General features: G+C 69.3%; 15 protein-coding genes. 10 read left to right on the forward strand and 5 right to left on the reverse strand.

Annotation, left to right across the window (positions count from 1 at the left end; translation table 11 throughout):
* Positions 1 to 106: 106 nt before the first annotated feature.
* The gene (locus M2437_RS09580; RefSeq protein ID WP_003601620.1) at positions 107 to 352 is read right to left on the reverse strand and encodes a hypothetical protein; all 246 of its coding nucleotides are present in this window, start codon (positions 350 to 352) and stop codon (positions 107 to 109) included.
* Positions 353 to 698: 346 nt separating this feature from the next.
* Here M2437_RS09580 and M2437_RS09585 point away from each other — a divergent pair, with 346 nt between their 5' ends.
* From M2437_RS09585 to M2437_RS09610, 6 genes are all read left to right on the forward strand, one after another.
* Positions 699 to 902 carry a hypothetical protein gene (locus M2437_RS09585; protein WP_056154944.1) on the forward strand — a complete coding sequence of 68 codons (204 nt, stop codon included), beginning with the start codon at positions 699 to 701 and terminating at the stop codon, positions 900 to 902.
* A 256-nt stretch (positions 903 to 1,158) separates the two neighbouring features.
* Complete coding sequence (locus M2437_RS09590; protein WP_253389608.1) at positions 1,159 to 1,503, forward strand: hypothetical protein; 345 nt, start codon at positions 1,159 to 1,161, stop codon at positions 1,501 to 1,503.
* A gap of 426 nt (positions 1,504 to 1,929) precedes the next feature.
* On the forward strand, positions 1,930 to 2,406 hold the full coding sequence (locus M2437_RS09595; protein ID WP_003601627.1) for a (2Fe-2S)-binding protein: 477 nt from the start codon (positions 1,930 to 1,932) through the stop codon (positions 2,404 to 2,406).
* Positions 2,403 to 4,754, forward strand: a complete 2,352-nt coding sequence (locus tag M2437_RS09600) for a xanthine dehydrogenase family protein molybdopterin-binding subunit (RefSeq protein ID WP_253387249.1) — start codon at positions 2,403 to 2,405, stop codon at positions 4,752 to 4,754. The genes M2437_RS09595 and M2437_RS09600 overlap by 4 nt, the downstream gene beginning before the upstream one ends.
* Positions 4,755 to 4,895: 141 nt before the next feature.
* Positions 4,896 to 5,282, forward strand: a complete 387-nt coding sequence (locus tag M2437_RS09605; protein ID WP_003601630.1) for a hypothetical protein — start codon at positions 4,896 to 4,898, stop codon at positions 5,280 to 5,282.
* Positions 5,283 to 5,482: 200 nt separating this feature from the next.
* The gene (locus M2437_RS09610) at positions 5,483 to 6,628 is read left to right on the forward strand and encodes a sensor histidine kinase (protein ID WP_003601631.1); all 1,146 of its coding nucleotides are present in this window, start codon (positions 5,483 to 5,485) and stop codon (positions 6,626 to 6,628) included.
* 44 nt (positions 6,629 to 6,672) lie between these two features.
* On the opposite strand, the gene M2437_RS09615 is transcribed toward M2437_RS09610, so the two are convergent.
* Positions 6,673 to 6,945: a hypothetical protein gene (locus M2437_RS09615; RefSeq protein WP_003601632.1), complete on the reverse strand. Its 273-nt coding sequence runs from the start codon at positions 6,943 to 6,945 to the stop codon at positions 6,673 to 6,675.
* Between the two features lie 190 nt (positions 6,946 to 7,135).
* Between M2437_RS09615 and M2437_RS09620 the strand changes: the two genes are divergently transcribed.
* Positions 7,136 to 8,974: a pyrroloquinoline quinone-dependent dehydrogenase gene (locus M2437_RS09620; protein ID WP_253387250.1), complete on the forward strand. Its 1,839-nt coding sequence runs from the start codon at positions 7,136 to 7,138 to the stop codon at positions 8,972 to 8,974.
* Positions 8,975 to 8,986: 12 nt separating this feature from the next.
* Here M2437_RS09620 and M2437_RS09625 read toward each other — a convergent pair whose 3' ends face one another.
* Both M2437_RS09625 and M2437_RS09630 read right to left on the reverse strand, forming a co-directional pair.
* Positions 8,987 to 9,508: a hypothetical protein gene (locus M2437_RS09625; RefSeq protein ID WP_076641882.1), complete on the reverse strand. Its 522-nt coding sequence runs from the start codon at positions 9,506 to 9,508 to the stop codon at positions 8,987 to 8,989.
* Between the two features lie 99 nt (positions 9,509 to 9,607).
* Positions 9,608 to 10,021 carry a hypothetical protein gene (locus M2437_RS09630; protein ID WP_253389609.1) on the reverse strand — a complete coding sequence of 138 codons (414 nt, stop codon included), beginning with the start codon at positions 10,019 to 10,021 and terminating at the stop codon, positions 9,608 to 9,610.
* A gap of 247 nt (positions 10,022 to 10,268) precedes the next feature.
* Here M2437_RS09630 and M2437_RS09635 point away from each other — a divergent pair, with 247 nt between their 5' ends.
* Together M2437_RS09635 and M2437_RS09640 are read left to right on the forward strand one after the other, a co-directional pair.
* Positions 10,269 to 11,375 carry an efflux RND transporter periplasmic adaptor subunit gene (locus M2437_RS09635; protein WP_076641883.1) on the forward strand — a complete coding sequence of 369 codons (1,107 nt, stop codon included), beginning with the start codon at positions 10,269 to 10,271 and terminating at the stop codon, positions 11,373 to 11,375.
* Between the two features lie 2 nt (positions 11,376 to 11,377).
* On the forward strand, positions 11,378 to 14,557 hold the full coding sequence (locus tag M2437_RS09640) for an efflux RND transporter permease subunit (RefSeq protein WP_076641884.1): 3,180 nt from the start codon (positions 11,378 to 11,380) through the stop codon (positions 14,555 to 14,557).
* Between the two features lie 142 nt (positions 14,558 to 14,699).
* Here the strand turns inward: M2437_RS09640 and M2437_RS09645 are convergent, their stop codons facing one another.
* Positions 14,700 to 14,951, reverse strand: coding sequence for a hypothetical protein (locus M2437_RS09645; protein ID WP_003601638.1), 252 nt, complete (start codon positions 14,949 to 14,951; stop codon positions 14,700 to 14,702).
* Positions 14,952 to 15,047: 96 nt separating this feature from the next.
* Between M2437_RS09645 and M2437_RS09650 the strand changes: the two genes are divergently transcribed.
* A complete protein-coding gene (locus tag M2437_RS09650; RefSeq protein WP_076641885.1) occupies positions 15,048 to 16,007 on the forward strand; it encodes a LysR family transcriptional regulator in 960 nt (319 codons plus the stop codon).
* Positions 16,008 to 16,050 lie beyond the last annotated feature (43 nt).

The following is a 16,050-nucleotide window of genomic DNA, read 5'->3' on the forward strand; positions in this document are numbered from 1 at the left end:
ATCCGACCTGATTGCGTCAGGCCGGATACGGCTCTGGATCTTTGTTGCGACGCGCATTCTTTCGACGAACCGGCGACCACTTCGTCGGAATGCGCTCGAGCCGGCCTCAGTGCTTCATCATGCTCTCGAAGCTCTCATGGGGCTCGACCTTGCCGGCGAAGCGCGCGAGCCGGCTCAGGCTCGGCTCGGCGAGGCCGCCGGCATTGGCGTAGGTGGCGAGCGCGAAGCTCACCAGCAGCTCGGCCTCTTCGTGGGTCATCGCCCGCCCGCTCAGGGTGCTGGCCGCGCCGCGCACCGCGAGGACGGCTTGGCGGAAGGCGGGGTCGTTCTTCAGTTCGTCCAGGCGACTCATCGGGCGTCCTCGGGGCCGTACTCGGTGTTGGGTGATCCTGCCGGCCGGGCCGGCCATGCGGATTCACGGATGAAACGCGCGCCACCCCGTCCCGTCTCCGGCGGGAGGCAGCCTTCAGCGTGTCTCACGAAACTCTCGGTCACCGACCGTTACCTCATCGGGGATGACGGCGCGCCGGGCGTTCTGTGAGAGACACCAAGCGCGGCTTAAGTGAACCATGTCCGAACGCAAACCGCGCTTGGCCGGCAGCGCGGCGCGGTTGTTCCGGCATGCCCCTCGCCATCAGCGCGGGCAGCAATACATTTTGCCGGCGCGAGGGCTGCGGGCCGCGAGAGGAGGGGGCACCATGGACGGTATCGGCATCGGCATCGACTGGGACGAGACCAAGGAGCCCGCCTATCGCGATGGCCGCCGGGCTGGCGAGCGGCGCGAGGAGGCGGAGAGCAACCCGCATGCGTCGGGTTCGGACGATCACCGTCTCTGGCAGGCAGGCCATGCCTCGGTGACCGCGCCCGACATCGTTGCCGACAAGATCGGCGACTTCGCCTGAGGCCGCCGCCCCGGAACCTTCACCCGAGGCTAAGCGTCCCCGTCTCGATCCCTTGCATGATACCTCCGCGGGACCGTCGCGGTCGCACACGTCGGGATCGGCAACAGGGTGTCTTAAGAGTCGTATTTGGCCAGCCTGCATCTGGGCCGATACGACTCACAGTCCTTGTTTGACGCGCATTCCTTCGACGAACCGTGACCACTTCGTCGGAATGCGCTTGAGAATGCACGCCACCAATCAGGGCGAAGGAGCGGCGATGCGGGTGCTGGAAACGCCGGATGGGCGCTACATCGTCGTGCATGGCCGGCTGTGGCGGCGCCATCGGCCCGATCTCGAACCGACGCAGCGCGACCGCTTGGTCCGCGACCTGATGGATGCCCGCCGCGCCGTGCGCGCCGCCAAGCGTTCCGCCGACGAGGCGGCACTCGTGCGCGCCCGCGCGGCCGTGGATGCGGCCAAGCACGGGCTCGGCGAGCGCGGTCCGGTCTGGTGGACGGACGGCGCACCCGACCTCAACCGGCGCATGATCGCCAACACGCCCTATGCCGCGTGGTACACGGCCTTGCCCGCAGCCTTGAGAGCCGACCACGAGCGTCGCTGAGTATCGGGCCGACCGAACCAGCATTTGCTACAGAGCCCGTGTGCGCGACCGCACAGACGGTTTCGGGCGATCGCCCGGACCCCGGCAGATACCCGCCCCGCGACCCCGATGTGACGGACACAACCGAGTCGCGCGATTGCCAGAGCATCCCAGTTCTGATTAATTCCAGATAAGAAATGCAGTTGAGGCCGTCCTGCGGCCTCCGCATCGTTGTGGCGCAGCGAAAACGCTGTGGCCGACGGCAGGCACACCAAGAGCCGGACGGCTTTGCCCGTGAAACCGGTCGCCACGGCACCGCCCCACCCGCCTGTCGGGCTTCGGGCTGGTCCCGGTACGGCATCCCTGGGGACGGCAGATCGATCTGGCCGCCGGGCGGGCATTCCTTCCGCTCGCGCGCCCTCCATCCTGAAACGGCAGATGACAGCGATGATAAAACTCACGGTCAACGGAGCCGAACGCAGCTTCGACGGCGATCCCGAGATGCCGTTGCTCTGGTACCTGCGCGACGAACTCGGCCTCACCGGCACCAAGTTCGGCTGCGGGATCGCCCAGTGCGGCGCCTGCACGGTCCATCTCGGCGGCACCGCCGCGCGGGCCTGCATCACTCCCGTCTCCGCGGCGGAAGGCCAGGAGATCACGACGATCGAGGGGCTCTCGCCCGACGGCAACCACCCGGTTCAGGTGGCGTGGCGCGACCTCAACGTCGCCCAGTGCGGCTACTGCCAGACCGGCCAGATCATGCAGGCGGCGTCCCTCCTCAAGGACAGCCCGAAGCCGACCGATCAGCAGATCGACGAGAACATGAGCGGCAACATCTGCCGCTGCGGCACCTATCCGCGCATCCGCGCCGCGATCCATCAGGCTGCCGGTCAGGCGCCCGCCACCAAGGGAGATCGCCTGTGATTCACGAAGCCAAGCTGATGGCCGAACTCGCCGCCTCGCAGAACGCCGCCGGCCCGGTCCGGATCGACAATGTCAGCCGCCGCGGCATCCTCGGCGGCATGGGCGCCCTGGTTCTCGCCCTCTCGCTCTCGGACCGTGCCAAGGCCGACGAGGGCCAGACCGAGGAGCAGAAGGCGAAGAAGTTCGGTGCCGACGGCATGCCGAACGGCTGGCGCGACGATCCGAAGGTCTTCGTCACGATTGCCAAGGACGGCACCGTCACCGTCACCAATCACCGCTCCGAGATGGGTCAGGGCGTTCGCACCTCGATCGCCTTCACCGTCGCCGACGAACTGGAGGCCGATTGGTCGAAGGTGAAGGTGGTCCAGGCCTGGGGTGAGGAGACTCATTTCGGCAACCAGGACACCGACGGCTCGCGCTCGCTCCGCCACTTCTTCCAGCATTTCCGCCATGCGGGTGCGGCCGCGCGGCTGATGCTGATCCAGGCCGCCGCCAAGCAATGGGGCGTGCCCGCGGGTGAAGTGAAGGCCGAAAACCACGTCCTGACCCACGCCAAGTCCGGCCGTACGCTCGGCTACGGCGACGTCGCCGAGGCGGCCGCCGCCCTGCCGGTGCCGGCCCGCGAGAGCGTTCAGCTCAAGAAGCCGGAAGCCTTCCGCTACATCGGCAAGGGCAAGATCGGCCTCATCGACAACCACGACATCACCACCGGCAAGGCGATCTACGCCCTCGACGTGAAGCTCGACGGCATGCTCTACGCCCTCGTCGCGCGTCCGGCCGTCTACGGCGGCAAGGTCGTCTCGTTCGACGACACCGAGGCCAAGAAGGTCCCGGGCGTCGTCAAGATCATCAAGATCGAGGGCGGCGAGATCCCGTCCGAGTTCATGCCGCTCGGCGGCATCGCGGTGATCGCCAAGAACACCTGGGCGGCGATGAAGGGCCGCGAGGCCCTGAAGATCACCTGGGATGACGGCCCGAACGCGTCCTACGACACCACCGCCTTCCGCAAGGAGCTGGAGAAGGCCGCCCGCGCGCCGGGCAAGGTCGTGCGAGTCGCGGGCGACGTCGATGGCGCGATGAAGACCGCCAAGGCGAAGTTCGAGGCGGAGTACTTCGTGCCCCACCTCGCCCAGGCACCAATGGAGCCGCCGGCCGCGGTCGCCCGCATCAAGGACGGCGCCTGCGAGATTTGGGCCTGCACCCAAGGGCCGCAGGCTGCCCATGACCGGGTGGTGAAGCGCCTCAACCTGCCCGCCGACAAGGTGCGGGTGAACGTGACGCTGCTCGGCGGCGGGTTCGGCCGCAAGTCGAAGCCCGACTACGTGGTCGAGGCCGCCCTCTGCTCGCAGGCCATGGACGGCCAGCCGGTCAAGCTGGTCTGGACCCGCGAGGACGACATCCAGCACAGCTACTACCACACCATCTCGGTCGAGCGGATCGAGGCGGGCGTCGACGAGAAAGGCATGCCGGTGGCGTGGCTTCACCGCTCGGTGGCGCCGACGATCGGCTCGATCTTCGCGCCCGACCCGAAGCACGAGCTGCCGTTCGAGCTCGGCATGGGCCTCGTCAACAACCCGCTCGCCCTGAAGAACCTGCGGTTCGAGAACCCGGAAGCCTCCGCCCATACCCGGATCGGTTGGTTCCGCTCGGTCTCCAACATCCCGCACGCCTTCGCGATCCAGTCCTTCGTGGCCGAACTCGCGCATGCCGCGGGCCGCGACCCGAAGGACTACCTGCTGGAGTTGATCGGCCCCGCCCGGAAGATCGACCCGACCGAGATCGGCGACGTCTGGAACTACGGCGAGGATCCGAAGCGCTACCCCGTCGATACCGGCCGCCTGCGCCGCGTCATCGAGACGGTGGCCGACGGCGCCAAGTGGGGCCGCAAGCTGGAGAAGGGCCGGGGCCTCGGCATCGCCGGCCACTACAGCTTCGTGACCTACACTGCGGTCGCGGCGGAGGTGGAGGTCGATGACAAGGGCCAGGTGAAGGTCCACGCTATCGACATCGCCGTCGATTGCGGGCCGCAGGTGAACCCGGAGCGCGTCCGCTCGCAGATGGAGGGCGCAGTGGTCATGGGGATGGGCCTCGCGCTCACCTCGAAGATCACCTTCAAGAACGGCCGGGCCGAGCAGTCGAACTACGACGGCTACGAGGTTCTACGCATCGACGCCGCCCCGAAGGTGGTGCGGGTCCATCTCGTGCCGTCCAACAACTACGACAGCCCGCTCGGCGGCGTCGGCGAGCCGGGTGTTCCCCCGGTCGCGCCGGCCATCGCCAACGCGGTCTTCGCCGCCACCGGACGCCGCGTGCGCGAGCTGCCGCTGCGCGACCAGCTCAGCACCTGAGGTCGCCGGCCGACGCCCTTCCCCTTCGCCGGGGGAGGGCGCCGTCCGAAGGTCGAGTGGACGAGGATCGGCCGTGCCGGCAACTCTCGGACCCCTCCGCGACTTTCACAGGCATCTGTGTTGCACGAGGACCCACGCTTCATGACATCCACCGCCCGCCTCACCCTCGGCTTGTCGCTGGCCGGAATCCTGCTGGCCGGCCCGGTGCTCGCCTCGCCCTGCTCCGACAAGATCGCCAAACTCGACGGCCGGGCGAAGTCCGAGGCCTCGGATTCGATCGCCGCCTCGACCGGCAGCAAGACAATCGCAGCTCACCGTGAGGGCGAAGGGCAGACCGGCACTGGCGGGCAGACCGACACGCGCGAGGCGCCCCCGGAAAAGTCGGCGGAAGCCGGAAAGGGCGGCGATCAGGCCCAGCAGGCTCGGGTCGCCCTGGAAGAGGCCCGCACGGCCGACGGCAAGGGCGACGCTGCGGCTTGCGAGGCCGCCATCGCCCGCGCGGAAAAGCTCCTCAACGCCAAGCCCTGAGCTTGAACTGAAACGCGTCGCGTTCTGAAGGTTCGACCGGGTTTACGGAGGAAGGGCGCTGACCAATCGCGCCTTTCCGCCCCCACGTGTCCTTCCCTTTTCCTCCGCGCACCCAACCTTCTCACATTGCCGACACCGTCGTCTGCAACCGCGCATTGTTCGCGCGTGAGCCCCCATTTCGGGAACCCAGAGACGACCGCATGACCGAGATCTCACCGGAGGTTCTGGACCTCCGGTTGCGCCAGCAGGCGATCCTGTCCGATTTCGGCGTCGAGGCCCTGCGCGCAACCGAACTGCTGCCGCTGCTGCAGCGGGCGACAGAACTCTGCGCCGAGGGCATGAACGCGCAGTTCTGCAAGGCACTCGAATATCAGCCGACGCAGGACATGCTCCTCGTCTGCGCCGGCATTGGCTGGGAGCCGGATTGTATCGGGCGCGCCGTCGTCGGCGCCGACCTCGCCTCGCCCGCGGGCTACGCCCTGAAGACCGGCCGCCCCGTTATCTCCAACCATCTGGAGAACGAGACCCGCTTCCGCACGCCGGAACTGATGGCGAGCCACGGCATCCGCCGGGCGGTGAACGTGCTCATCACCAACCGCGAGGGGCATTACGGCGTCCTGGAGGTGGACGACACCCGCGAGGGCATGTTCGGCCCCGCCGACATCGCCTTCATGCAGGGCTTTGCCAACCTGCTCGGCAGCGCGATCGAGCGTCAGCGCTCGGAGGCGCAGCTCAAGGTCGCCCTGGAGCGGCAGGACCTGCTGAGCCGCGAGATGAGCCACCGAGTCAAGAACAGCCTCGCCGTGGTCGCGGGGCTTCTCGCGCTCCAGGCGCGCGGCACCGACAACGAGGATGTGAAAAGCGCTCTCGCCGACGCGCGCGCCCGCGTCGAGGCGGTGGCGCAGGTCCACGACCAGCTCTGGCGTCAGCCGGATCTCACGCGCATCGATGTGGCCGGCTTCCTCGAAGCCTTATGCGAGAAGCTCACGGAGACCGCGGGCGCTCATGCTTTGGTCTGTCGCGCCGCAGCCGTGACCATGCCGGCCGATCTCGCGATTCCGCTCGGCCTGTTCGTGAACGAACTCGTCACCAACGCGATCAAATACGCCTATCCCGACGGACACGGCGAGATTCGCGTGGAAGCCGTCATGCGCGAGGATGGCGGGCTTACGGTCTCGGTCTGCGACGACGGCATCGGTCTGCCGCCGGGCTTCGACCCGCTGAAAACCCGCGCGAGCCTCGGGATGCGCGTCGTCGGCAATCTGTCCCGACAACTCGACGGCACACTGACTCTGAGGCCGGGCAAGGGCGCCCAGTTCGAGCTGCGGATGGCGCCGCGCGGGTAATCCGGGACCGGTAAGGGAGCCGGCCCCGGCTCGCGCTTCGAGGATCAGTTGCCCCCGGCGCTGCCGCTTCCGCCGCCGCCGCTGCCCTGGGGCACCGCACGCGAGGGCTGGTTAGCATTGCCGCCGGCCGCCGAATTGGTCTGCACCGTGTCCGCCCCTGTGCTGCCGCGCGGGATGGTGACGTTCGTATCGGCGCCCGTGTTGTTCTGGCCACCCGACACGGGGGCACCGGATTGAGGCGCCGTGGGTGCCGTGGTCTGGGCGAAGGCCGGGCCGGCGAAGGCCGCAAGCGTCGCGGCCAGGATTAGAGTTCGCATCAAGTCCTCACGTATCGAGTGATTGGACCGCCGTTCGGGTGCCCGTCGAGCAGGCCGGCGGTCGCTATCTGATGGAAGAACCACGCAAACGGATGTTGGGTCCGAGAAAGTCGTGCGGCCAAAGCGCTTTCGCCGTTCGACAGGATCGCCGCCCCACCGTAACCAGGAAGCGAAACACGGGAGAAGCAGAGTGACACGCCGCACGAAGACGCTTGCCGAGCGCCGGAGCACGCATCCGAATCCGGGACGTGCCCGCCTCGCCGCCCTGCTGTTCGTTGCGGCGAACCTTCTGCCAACGGCGCCGGCCTCCGCGCAGGAAACCGTCCGACCGTCCGGCGACTGGCCGGCCTTCGGGCGCGATGCCAGCAACACCCATCATTCGCCGCTGGCGCAGATCGACCGCGGCAATGTCGGCCGCCTGCGCCCGGCCTGGATCTTCCAGACCGGCATCACCGGCACCTTCCAGGCCGAGCCGGTGGTGATCGAGGGCGTGATGTACGTCTCGACCACGGGCAACCACGTCGCGGCGCTGGAGGCGAAATCCGGCAAGACGCTGTGGACCTACACCCACAAGGCGCGCACGGAGAAGATCTTCGGCCCGCCCTCGAACCGGGGCGTGGCGGTCGCGGGCGGCCTCGTCTTCGAGGCGACCATGGACGGGCGCGTCATCGCCCTCGATGCGAAGACCGGCCGGCTGGTCTGGGACCGCGAGGCGGTGCGGCCGGAGGAGGGCGAGTCCGAGACCGCCTCGGCGCTCGCGGCGAGCCTGGGCGACAAGCCGGTCCAGGGTTCGAGCCGCCTCGGCTTCAAGATGCCGCCGCTGGTGGCCGACGGCCTCGTCATCGTCGGCGTGACCGGGGCGGGCTACGGCCTCCATGTCGAGGACGAAAAGGGCGGGCTCGAAGGCGGCGCGGTGGTCGGGATCGAAGGCGGCTACGGCCGGCGCGGCTGGCTCGCCGCCTACGACGCGAAGACCGGTGAGGAGCGCTGGCGCTGGTACGTCACCAAGGCCGATGGCTGGGAGGGCGGCTTCGTCGAGAAGACCGCGGACGGCCTCCCGCTCCACCGCGACATCGCCGCGGAGAAGGCCGCAGCCCCTGAGCACCGGGAAGCCTGGAAGGTCGGCGGCGGCTCGCTCTGGATGACGCCGGCCTACGATGCCGAGCTCGGTCTGATCTATCTCGGCACCGGCAATCCGGCGCCGCAGAATTTCGGCCTGACGCGCCCCGGCGACAACCTCTACACGATGAGCCTCGTGGCGCTCGATGTGAAGACCGGCAGCTTGCGCTGGCACTTCCAGCAGGTGCCGCACGAGCAGTGGGGCTACGACGTGGCGAGCCCGCCTTTCCTCCTCGACTACCCGACCGAGAAGGGCCCGGTGAAGGCGGTGGCGCAGGCGAGCAAGCTCGGCTGGATCTATGTCCACGACCGCACCGACGGGCGGCTCATCGCCAAATCCGCTCCGCTCATCACCCACAAGAACCTGTTCGTGCCCCCGAGCCCGGAGGGCACGGTGGTCAGCCCCGGCCCCCTCGGAGCGGTGTCCTGGCATCCGGTGGCCTACGATGCGGGCAGCGGCCTCGCCTTCGCCCAGGTGCGGCACGGCGCGGCGACCTACACGGTGAAGACCGCGCCGGCCGCGGGCGGACGCGGCGAGATCCGCTACACCGAGACGGGGGAGGCGAAGGGCGAGCCGACCTTCTCGACGCTGACCGCGGTCGATCTCGCGCAGGGCGGGGCGGTGGCGTGGTCACGCAAGGCGGGCAGCCGGCTGTCCGGCGGCACCCTGGCCACCGCGGGCGGCCTCGTCTTCTCGGGCGAGGAGGACGGGCATCTCGACGCGCACGACGCGAAGACCGGCGAGATCCTCTGGCGCTTCCAGTGCGGGGCGGGGATCGGCGGACCGCCGGTCACCTACACCGTCGAGGGCCGCCAATACGTGGCGGTCGCCGCGGGCGGCGCCTCCTTCACCAAGGGGTCGGGCTTCGGCACGGGCGACGCGCTCGTGGTGTTCGCGCTGCCCGAGTAGCGGGCCCGCGCCTCACTCCGCGGCGTCGGGTTCCTCGTCCCCGTCATCCGGCTCGTGCCCGTCCGCCTCGTCCGCCCGCGTCTCGTCGGAGGCGGGGCGGGGGGTTCCGGCCGCGTAGAAGTCGCCGCGGCGCACCGCCTCACCGCTATTGGCCATGACGCTGAGATAGGTGTTGAGCGTGTTGGGCGCGACATCGGGCAGGCGCCGCGCGATCTCGGCATGCGACAGGCCCTGCGGCCCGGCCTCCTCCAGGAGAGCCTTCAGCCGCCCCTTGGCCGAGTTGGCCCGCGGTCCGCGGCTGCCCCGTCCGCCGCCGCGCGTCGAACGCGCCTCGCCCGGAAACGCCGGTGCGACCGCGCCGCGTCCGCTCGAGACCGCCTCCAAGGGGCCACCTTCTACGATGGAAGCGAGGGACTTCTCCGCGGCCCGGAGCTTGGTCAGCTCCCCGGAGACACGGTCGTACTCAGCTTGGAGATCGGTCATCCGCTGCCGGACATCGGCCAGGGCCTTGGCCAGCGTATCGCCTTCGGACATGACGGATTCTCAACAAAACGGGACGCAATGGGGCCTACAGCCACAGCCGGCCCCTCTCGTCAACAGGACCGCGTTCGCAGACCGGCTCCGGTGTGGGCCTCAGCTGCCGGCAGGGCGGGTCGGCGGCGGCAGGAGCTTGCCCGACTGGTAACCCATCGGATGCGGCTTCGGCGGCGGCGCGTCCGGATTCTTCTGCCAGCCCTTCCGGCCCTCGGCGAGGCCGCACTCGACGAAATGCACGAGCGGATTGCAGCCGCTCTCGCGCACGTCCGGATTGGCCTTCAGGTAGCCCTCGCCGCTGAACCCGGCGCTCGGGTCACGGCCCTCGCGCCAACCGTAATGGATGTAGTGGACCAGCGGCCCCTGCGGAAACACGCGGACGTCCGGATACCAGTACAGGTAATAGATCGGATCGAAGCCCGGCAGCGGGGTGCGAACGATCGAGGACGGCGCTCGCCGCGTTGTCAGGGCCGACAGACTCGGCTTCTTCAGGAACTTCTTTACCGCGCGCACGGCTCTCAACGACTCTCTTGGACAGGTCAGCTGTCATCGGCGGATTGCGCCCGCCTGTCCAGTACCGGCGGGTGACATCGGGCGCGCAGAACCGTTCGACGCGCCGGCAGGGCGCGCCTTTAGCCGATGCCACGGCGCTGTCCCGTTCCAAGCGGACCAAGCCACAAGAACCCGGTAGACCACGCTGAACAAACCGGGCAAAAGTGGCAAATCGCGCAGAGAACGCGAGGGCTGTGGAGGCGTGGTGATGCGGCGGGTCGTCCTGCCCGTGGGGCTGGCGCTCGGCGCGGGTGCGCTCGGTGCGCTCACGCTGACAGAAGCCGGCATCGGCCTGCGCGTGAAGGCCGGCCCCATCCTCTCGGACCTGCATGATCGATTTTCCGGGGTGACGACGCCCGCGGCGCATCAGCCGCCGACTGCACCGAGCCCCCCGCCCTCGCGGGTCGCGGTGGAAGGCGGTCAGGCCGTCGTACGGCTGACTGATGCGGAGCAGGCGCGGATCGGCGTCGCGACGGCGCGCCATAAGCGGATGCCCCACCGCATCGAGGTCCAGGCCTTCGGCTCGGTCCTCGATCTCGCGCGGGTCACGGAACTCACCAACAGCTACGCCAGCGCCAGGGCGCAGTTGCAGACCGCCGAAGCCAAGGCGGAAGTCTCGCGCGCCGCCTACTCCCGGGCGCGCAGCCTCGGCCAGTACGCGACACAGGTGCAGCTGGAGACGGCCGAGGGCACCTTCCGCACCGACGAGGCGGCGCTCGCCGCGGCGCAGTCGCAGGTCCGGACGCTCGCGGCCACCGCGCAGCAGGAATGGGGCACGGTGATCGGGCGGGCCATCATCGAGCGCTCGCCCGCCATCACCCGTCTGATCGAGCGCACCGACTTCCTGGTGCAGGTGACGCTGCCGCCCGGCGAGACCCTGAGGGCGCCGCCCGGCACGGCCCATGCCGAGGTGCCACCGCAGAGCGAGCGCGTCGCCTTGCGCTACGTCTCGCCCGCGACCCGGACCGACCAGCGCATCCAGGGCGTCAGCTACTTCTACACCGTGGCCGGCAACAGTGGGCTCCTGCCGGGCATGAGCACGCTCGCCTTCCTGACCTCGGAGCGCGAGACGACGGGCATCGCCGTGCCGGAAAGCGCCGTGGTGCACTGGCAGGGCGGCGCCTGGATCTACCGGAGCGTCGGCGACGACGCCTTTGCGCGCCATCCCCTCCGGGCCGACGCGCCGATCTCGGCCGACGCCTACGTCGTGGACGATCTCGGCCCCGAGGCGGAGATCGTCGTGACCGGGCCGCAGGCGGTGCTCTCCGAGGAGCTGAAGGGGCAGATCCAGTCCTCGGATGCGGACGACGATTGAGCATGCTCGACCAACGGCCCGCACGCGGACCGGCGCGCGACGATCCGCCGGGCCTCTCCCCTGCGCCCGTGGCCTTGGGCCCTCAGGCCGCCTTGGTCGCCTTCGCGGTGCGCCGGCCCGGCATCGTCCTGGCGCTGGTCCTGGCGCTCGCCGTCTACGGCATCGTCTCCTTGGGTTCGGCCAAATACGACGTCTTCCCGGAATTCGCTCCGCCCACGGTGACGGTGCAGACCGAGGCGCCCGGCCTCAACCCCGAGCAGGTCGAGACCCTGGTGACGCAGACGCTGGAGGTCGCGATCAGCGGCCTGCCAGGACTGGCGACGATGCGCTCGAACTCGATCCAGGGCCTCTCGGTCATCACCGCCACCTTCGCCTCCGGCAGCGACATCTACCGGGCGCGCCAGCTCGTGAACGAGCGTCTGGCCTCCATCACCGCGCGGTTGCCGCAGGGCGTGCTGCCCCCCACTATGACGGCGCTGACCTCCTCGACGAGTTCGGTCCTCCTCATCGGCCTGACCTCCCCGACGCAGTCGCTGATGGACCTGCGCACGGTGGCGGATTGGCGCCTGCGCCTGCGCCTGCTCGCCGCCCCCGGCGTCGGCGAGGTGCTGGTCTATGGCGGCGATCTCCGCTCGATCCGTATCCAGGTCCGGCCGCAGGATCTGGTGCGCTTCCGCATCGGCCTGAACGACGTGCTCTCGGCCGGCCGCAAGGCGACGGGCGTGCGCGGGGCGGGCTTCGTCGATACCGTCAACCAGCGCATCACCCTGCAGACCGAGGGGCAATCCCTGACCCCGGAGGCGGTGGCGCGCACCGTGCTCATCAACGAGGGCGGGGCGAGCGTGGTGCTCGGCGACGTCGCCGACGTGGCGGTGGCGCCGGAGCCGGCGATCAGCGCGGCCCTCGTCGATGGCAAACCGGGCGTGCTGCTGATGGTCGGCGCGCAATACGGCGCCAACACCCTCGACGTGACGGCCGGCGTCGAGGCGGCGCTCGCCGAGATGCGCCCCGGGTTGGAGCGCGACGGCACCACCCTGCGCACCGACCTGTTCCGTCCGGCGAGCTTCGTCACGCAAGCCACCGACAACGTGGTCCAGGCGCTGGCACTCGGCGGCATCCTCGTCGTCGTCGTGCTGTTCGTCTTCCTGGCCGATTGGCGCACGGCGCTGATCAGCGCCACGGCGATCCCGCTCTCCCTGATCGGCGCGGTGCTGATGCTCGGCCTGTTCGGGCAGAGTCTCAACACCATGACGCTGGGCGGCCTCGCCATCGCCATCGGCGAAGTGGTCGATGACGCGGTGATCGGCGTCGAGAACGTCATGCGCCGCCTGCGCGAGAACCGCCGCGCCGTCGCGCCCATACCCGGCGCGCGGGTGGTGCTCGACGCGATCCTGGAAGTGCGCGTCTCGGTCGCCTACGCCACCTTCGCGGTGCTGCTCGTATTCCTGCCGGTGCTGGCGCTGACCGGCGTGCCCGGCCGACTGTTCGGCCCGCTGGCGCTGGCCTACATCCTCGCCGTGCTGACCTCGCTCGCCGTGGCGCTGACGGTCACGCCCGCGCTGGCCCGCCTGCTGCTCGCCGGGCGCACCAACCTTCCGAGCCGCGAGCCGCCGGTGAGCCGCCGCGTGCGGGGCATCTATGTCCGTGGGCTCGCGCGGCTCAACCGTCACCCGCGTCTCGTCTTCGGGACCAGCCTCGCCCTGACGCTCGTAGCAGCCCTGCCGGTGCCGTTCTTCGGCGGCGTGTTCCTGCCGGACCTGAAGGAGGGGCATCTCATCCTGCACATGGCCTCGGCCCCCGGCACCTCCCTTCAAGAGACGCTGCGGCTCGGCGAGCGCCTTACGGCGGGGCTAAAGGCGGTGCCCGGCGTGCGCGCGGTGGCCCAGCAAGTCGGGCGCGCCGAAGCGGGCTACGATCTCGGCGGCACGCATGACAGCGAGATCCATATCGATCTCGAACCGGGCCTCGACGGGGAGGGGCAGGAGCGGGCGGAGGCCGGCATCCGCGCGCTGATGGCGGCGACGCCCGGCGCGAACTTCTCGCTCAAGACTTTCCTGACCGAGCGCATCGAGGAGGTCGTCTCAGGGTTCACCGCGCCGGTCGTGATCAGCGTCACCGGCACGAATCTCGACCGGATCGAGGCCACCGCCCGCGACGTGGCGCGCGAACTCGCCGAGGTGCGCGGCGCGGCCGACGTCCAGCTCAAGTCGCCGCCGGGCCTGCCGCAGGTGAACGTGAGCCTGCGCCCGACCGACCTGCGCCACTGGGGCCTCGACGCGATCGAAGTCCTGGAGATCGTGCGCACGGCCTATCAGGGCGACATCGTCGGCCAAGCCTACGAGGGCAACGCCGTGTTCAACGTCGTCGTCGTGCTCGAACCGATCGTGCGCACGCGCCTCTCGACGCTCGGCAACCTGCCGCTGCGCACGCCGAGCGGCAGCTACATCCGGCTCGCCCAGGTCGCCGACATCTACGAGACCGCCGGCCGCTACGCCGTCGGCCATATCGGCGCGCAGCGGGTGCGGATCGTGACCGCGAACGTGGAGGGGCGCGACGTCGCCTCCTTCACCGAGGCCGCGAAACGGAAGATCGCCCGCGAGGTCGCGCAGCCCTCGGGCATCGATATCGGATTCGGGGGTGCCGCCGAGACGCAGGCCAAGGCGCGGCGCGAACTCGCGCTCTACGCAGGTCTCGCCGGTCTCGGGATCGTGCTCCTGCTCCTCGTCGTGACGGGCTCGTTGACCAATCTCGCCCTCGTCCTCGTCAATCTGCCCTTCGCCTTCGTCGGCGGCGTGCTGGCGGTGGCCTTGAGCGGCGCGGTGATCTCGCTGGGCTCGATCGTCGGCTTCGTGACCCTGTTCGGCATCTCGCTGCGCAACACCATCATGATGGTCGCGCATTACGAGCATCTGGTGCTGGTGGAAGGGCGGCCCTGGAACCTCGCGGCCGCCATCGAGGGCGCCGCCGACCGTCTCGTGCCGATCCTGATGACGTCCCTCGTCACCGGCCTCGGCCTGCTGCCGCTGGCGCTCGGTGCGGGTGAACCCGGCCGGGAGATCGAGGGCCCGATGGCCCTGGTCATCCTCGGTGGCCTTGCGACCTCGACTTTGCTCAACCTCGCCGTGCTGCCGATGCTGGCCCTGCGCTTCGCCCGGTTCAAGCCCGCGGAAGGCGCGCTGTGACCGTCGGACGGATGTGAGATGCCGCTTCCTATTCTGACGCGGCCTTGGCCCGCGGGCCCGTCCCGTACCCTTTTAAAACGTCTCCGGCGCCATCTGGCGCCGGAGGGTCATCTGTTCCGTCTATCCGTCTCACGACGCCGGCTCAGAAGGCGGCCTGCCGGGTCCTCACCTGATCGGCGGGGGTGTCGATCCACTGGACCGAACCGGGGAGGGCGAAGCCGCCCTGGCGGTGGACCGAGAGATCGCTGGTGGCCACACCCTGAGTTTCCAGGGTCAGCGCGCCGACCGTCTTGACGTTGTGGGCGCCGCCGATTTCCGCGGCGCGGGCGGGCACCGTGGCAAGCGCAGTGAAGGCCAACGCGGCGGTGGTGAGCGAGAGAAAGGTCTTGGACATCGAGATCAGCCTCTTTTCGTGCGGCGGGCTCCCCGTCGCTTCGTGAGACTGTATGTGCTGGGTCATGGCCCATGAATCAAATGGATCGATTTCATAATGCGCATCGATCACGTGCATCTTTCCCGGCTCGATCTCAACCTGCTCGTCGCCCTCGACGCGCTGCTGACGGAGCGGAGCGTGACCCGGGCGGCCGGACGGATCGGAATCAGCCAGTCTGCAATGAGCCATGCCTTGGCGCGGCTGCGCACCGCCTTCTCCGATGAGCTGCTGACGCGCGGGCCCGACGGCATGCGGCCGACGCCGCGCGCGCTGGCGCTTATCGGGCCGGTGCAGGCGGCACTGTCCCAGATTCAGGAGATCACGACGCCGCCGGACGCCTTCGATCCGGCCACGGCCGACCTCACTTTCACCCTCGGCATCCCGGACTCGACCGAGGTGCTCCTGATGCCGACCCTCATCGCGCATCTGCAGGCGGTGGCACCGGGGGTGAAGCTCCTGCTGCACACGGTCGATCGGCACCGCATCCTCGACGATCTCGATACGGGGCGGGTCGATCTCGGCATCGGCGTCTTCGAGCAGGGCCAGACGCACCACAAGCGACGCATCCTCAACAAGGAAAGCTACCTCTGCATCTTCAACGCCGAGTTGGTCGGGGTGACGGCGCCGATCTCGCTCGACGACTACGTGCGGCTCCCGCACCTGCTCACGAGCTTGGTCGAGAGCGCCCACGGCGTGGTGGACGACGCGCTCGCCAAGATCGGCCGCAAGCGCGTCATCGCGCTGACCTCGCCGCGGTTCTCGGTGATGCCCTTCGTGGTGCGGCAGGCCCCCGTCATCGCCACGATGCATGCCCGGCTCGCGCGCTTCTTCGCCGATAGCATGGGCCTGACCGTCAGCCCGGCCCCGATCGCGCTGCCGGACGTCTCCATCTCGATGATCTGGCACACGTCCAACGACGCCATTCCCAGTCAGCGCTGGCTGCGGGAGACCATCATAAAGCTTCGCAAATCCGATCCCCGGCCGCCGACGGACGGCTCTCACACGACATCCGATTGATCCCTTCGGGATGGCGGATGTCGGCGTCGCTCAAGCGCCGTGG

This window comes from Methylorubrum pseudosasae, assembly GCF_029504475.1.
Classification (GTDB): Bacteria; Pseudomonadota; Alphaproteobacteria; order Rhizobiales; family Beijerinckiaceae; genus Methylobacterium; species Methylobacterium extorquens.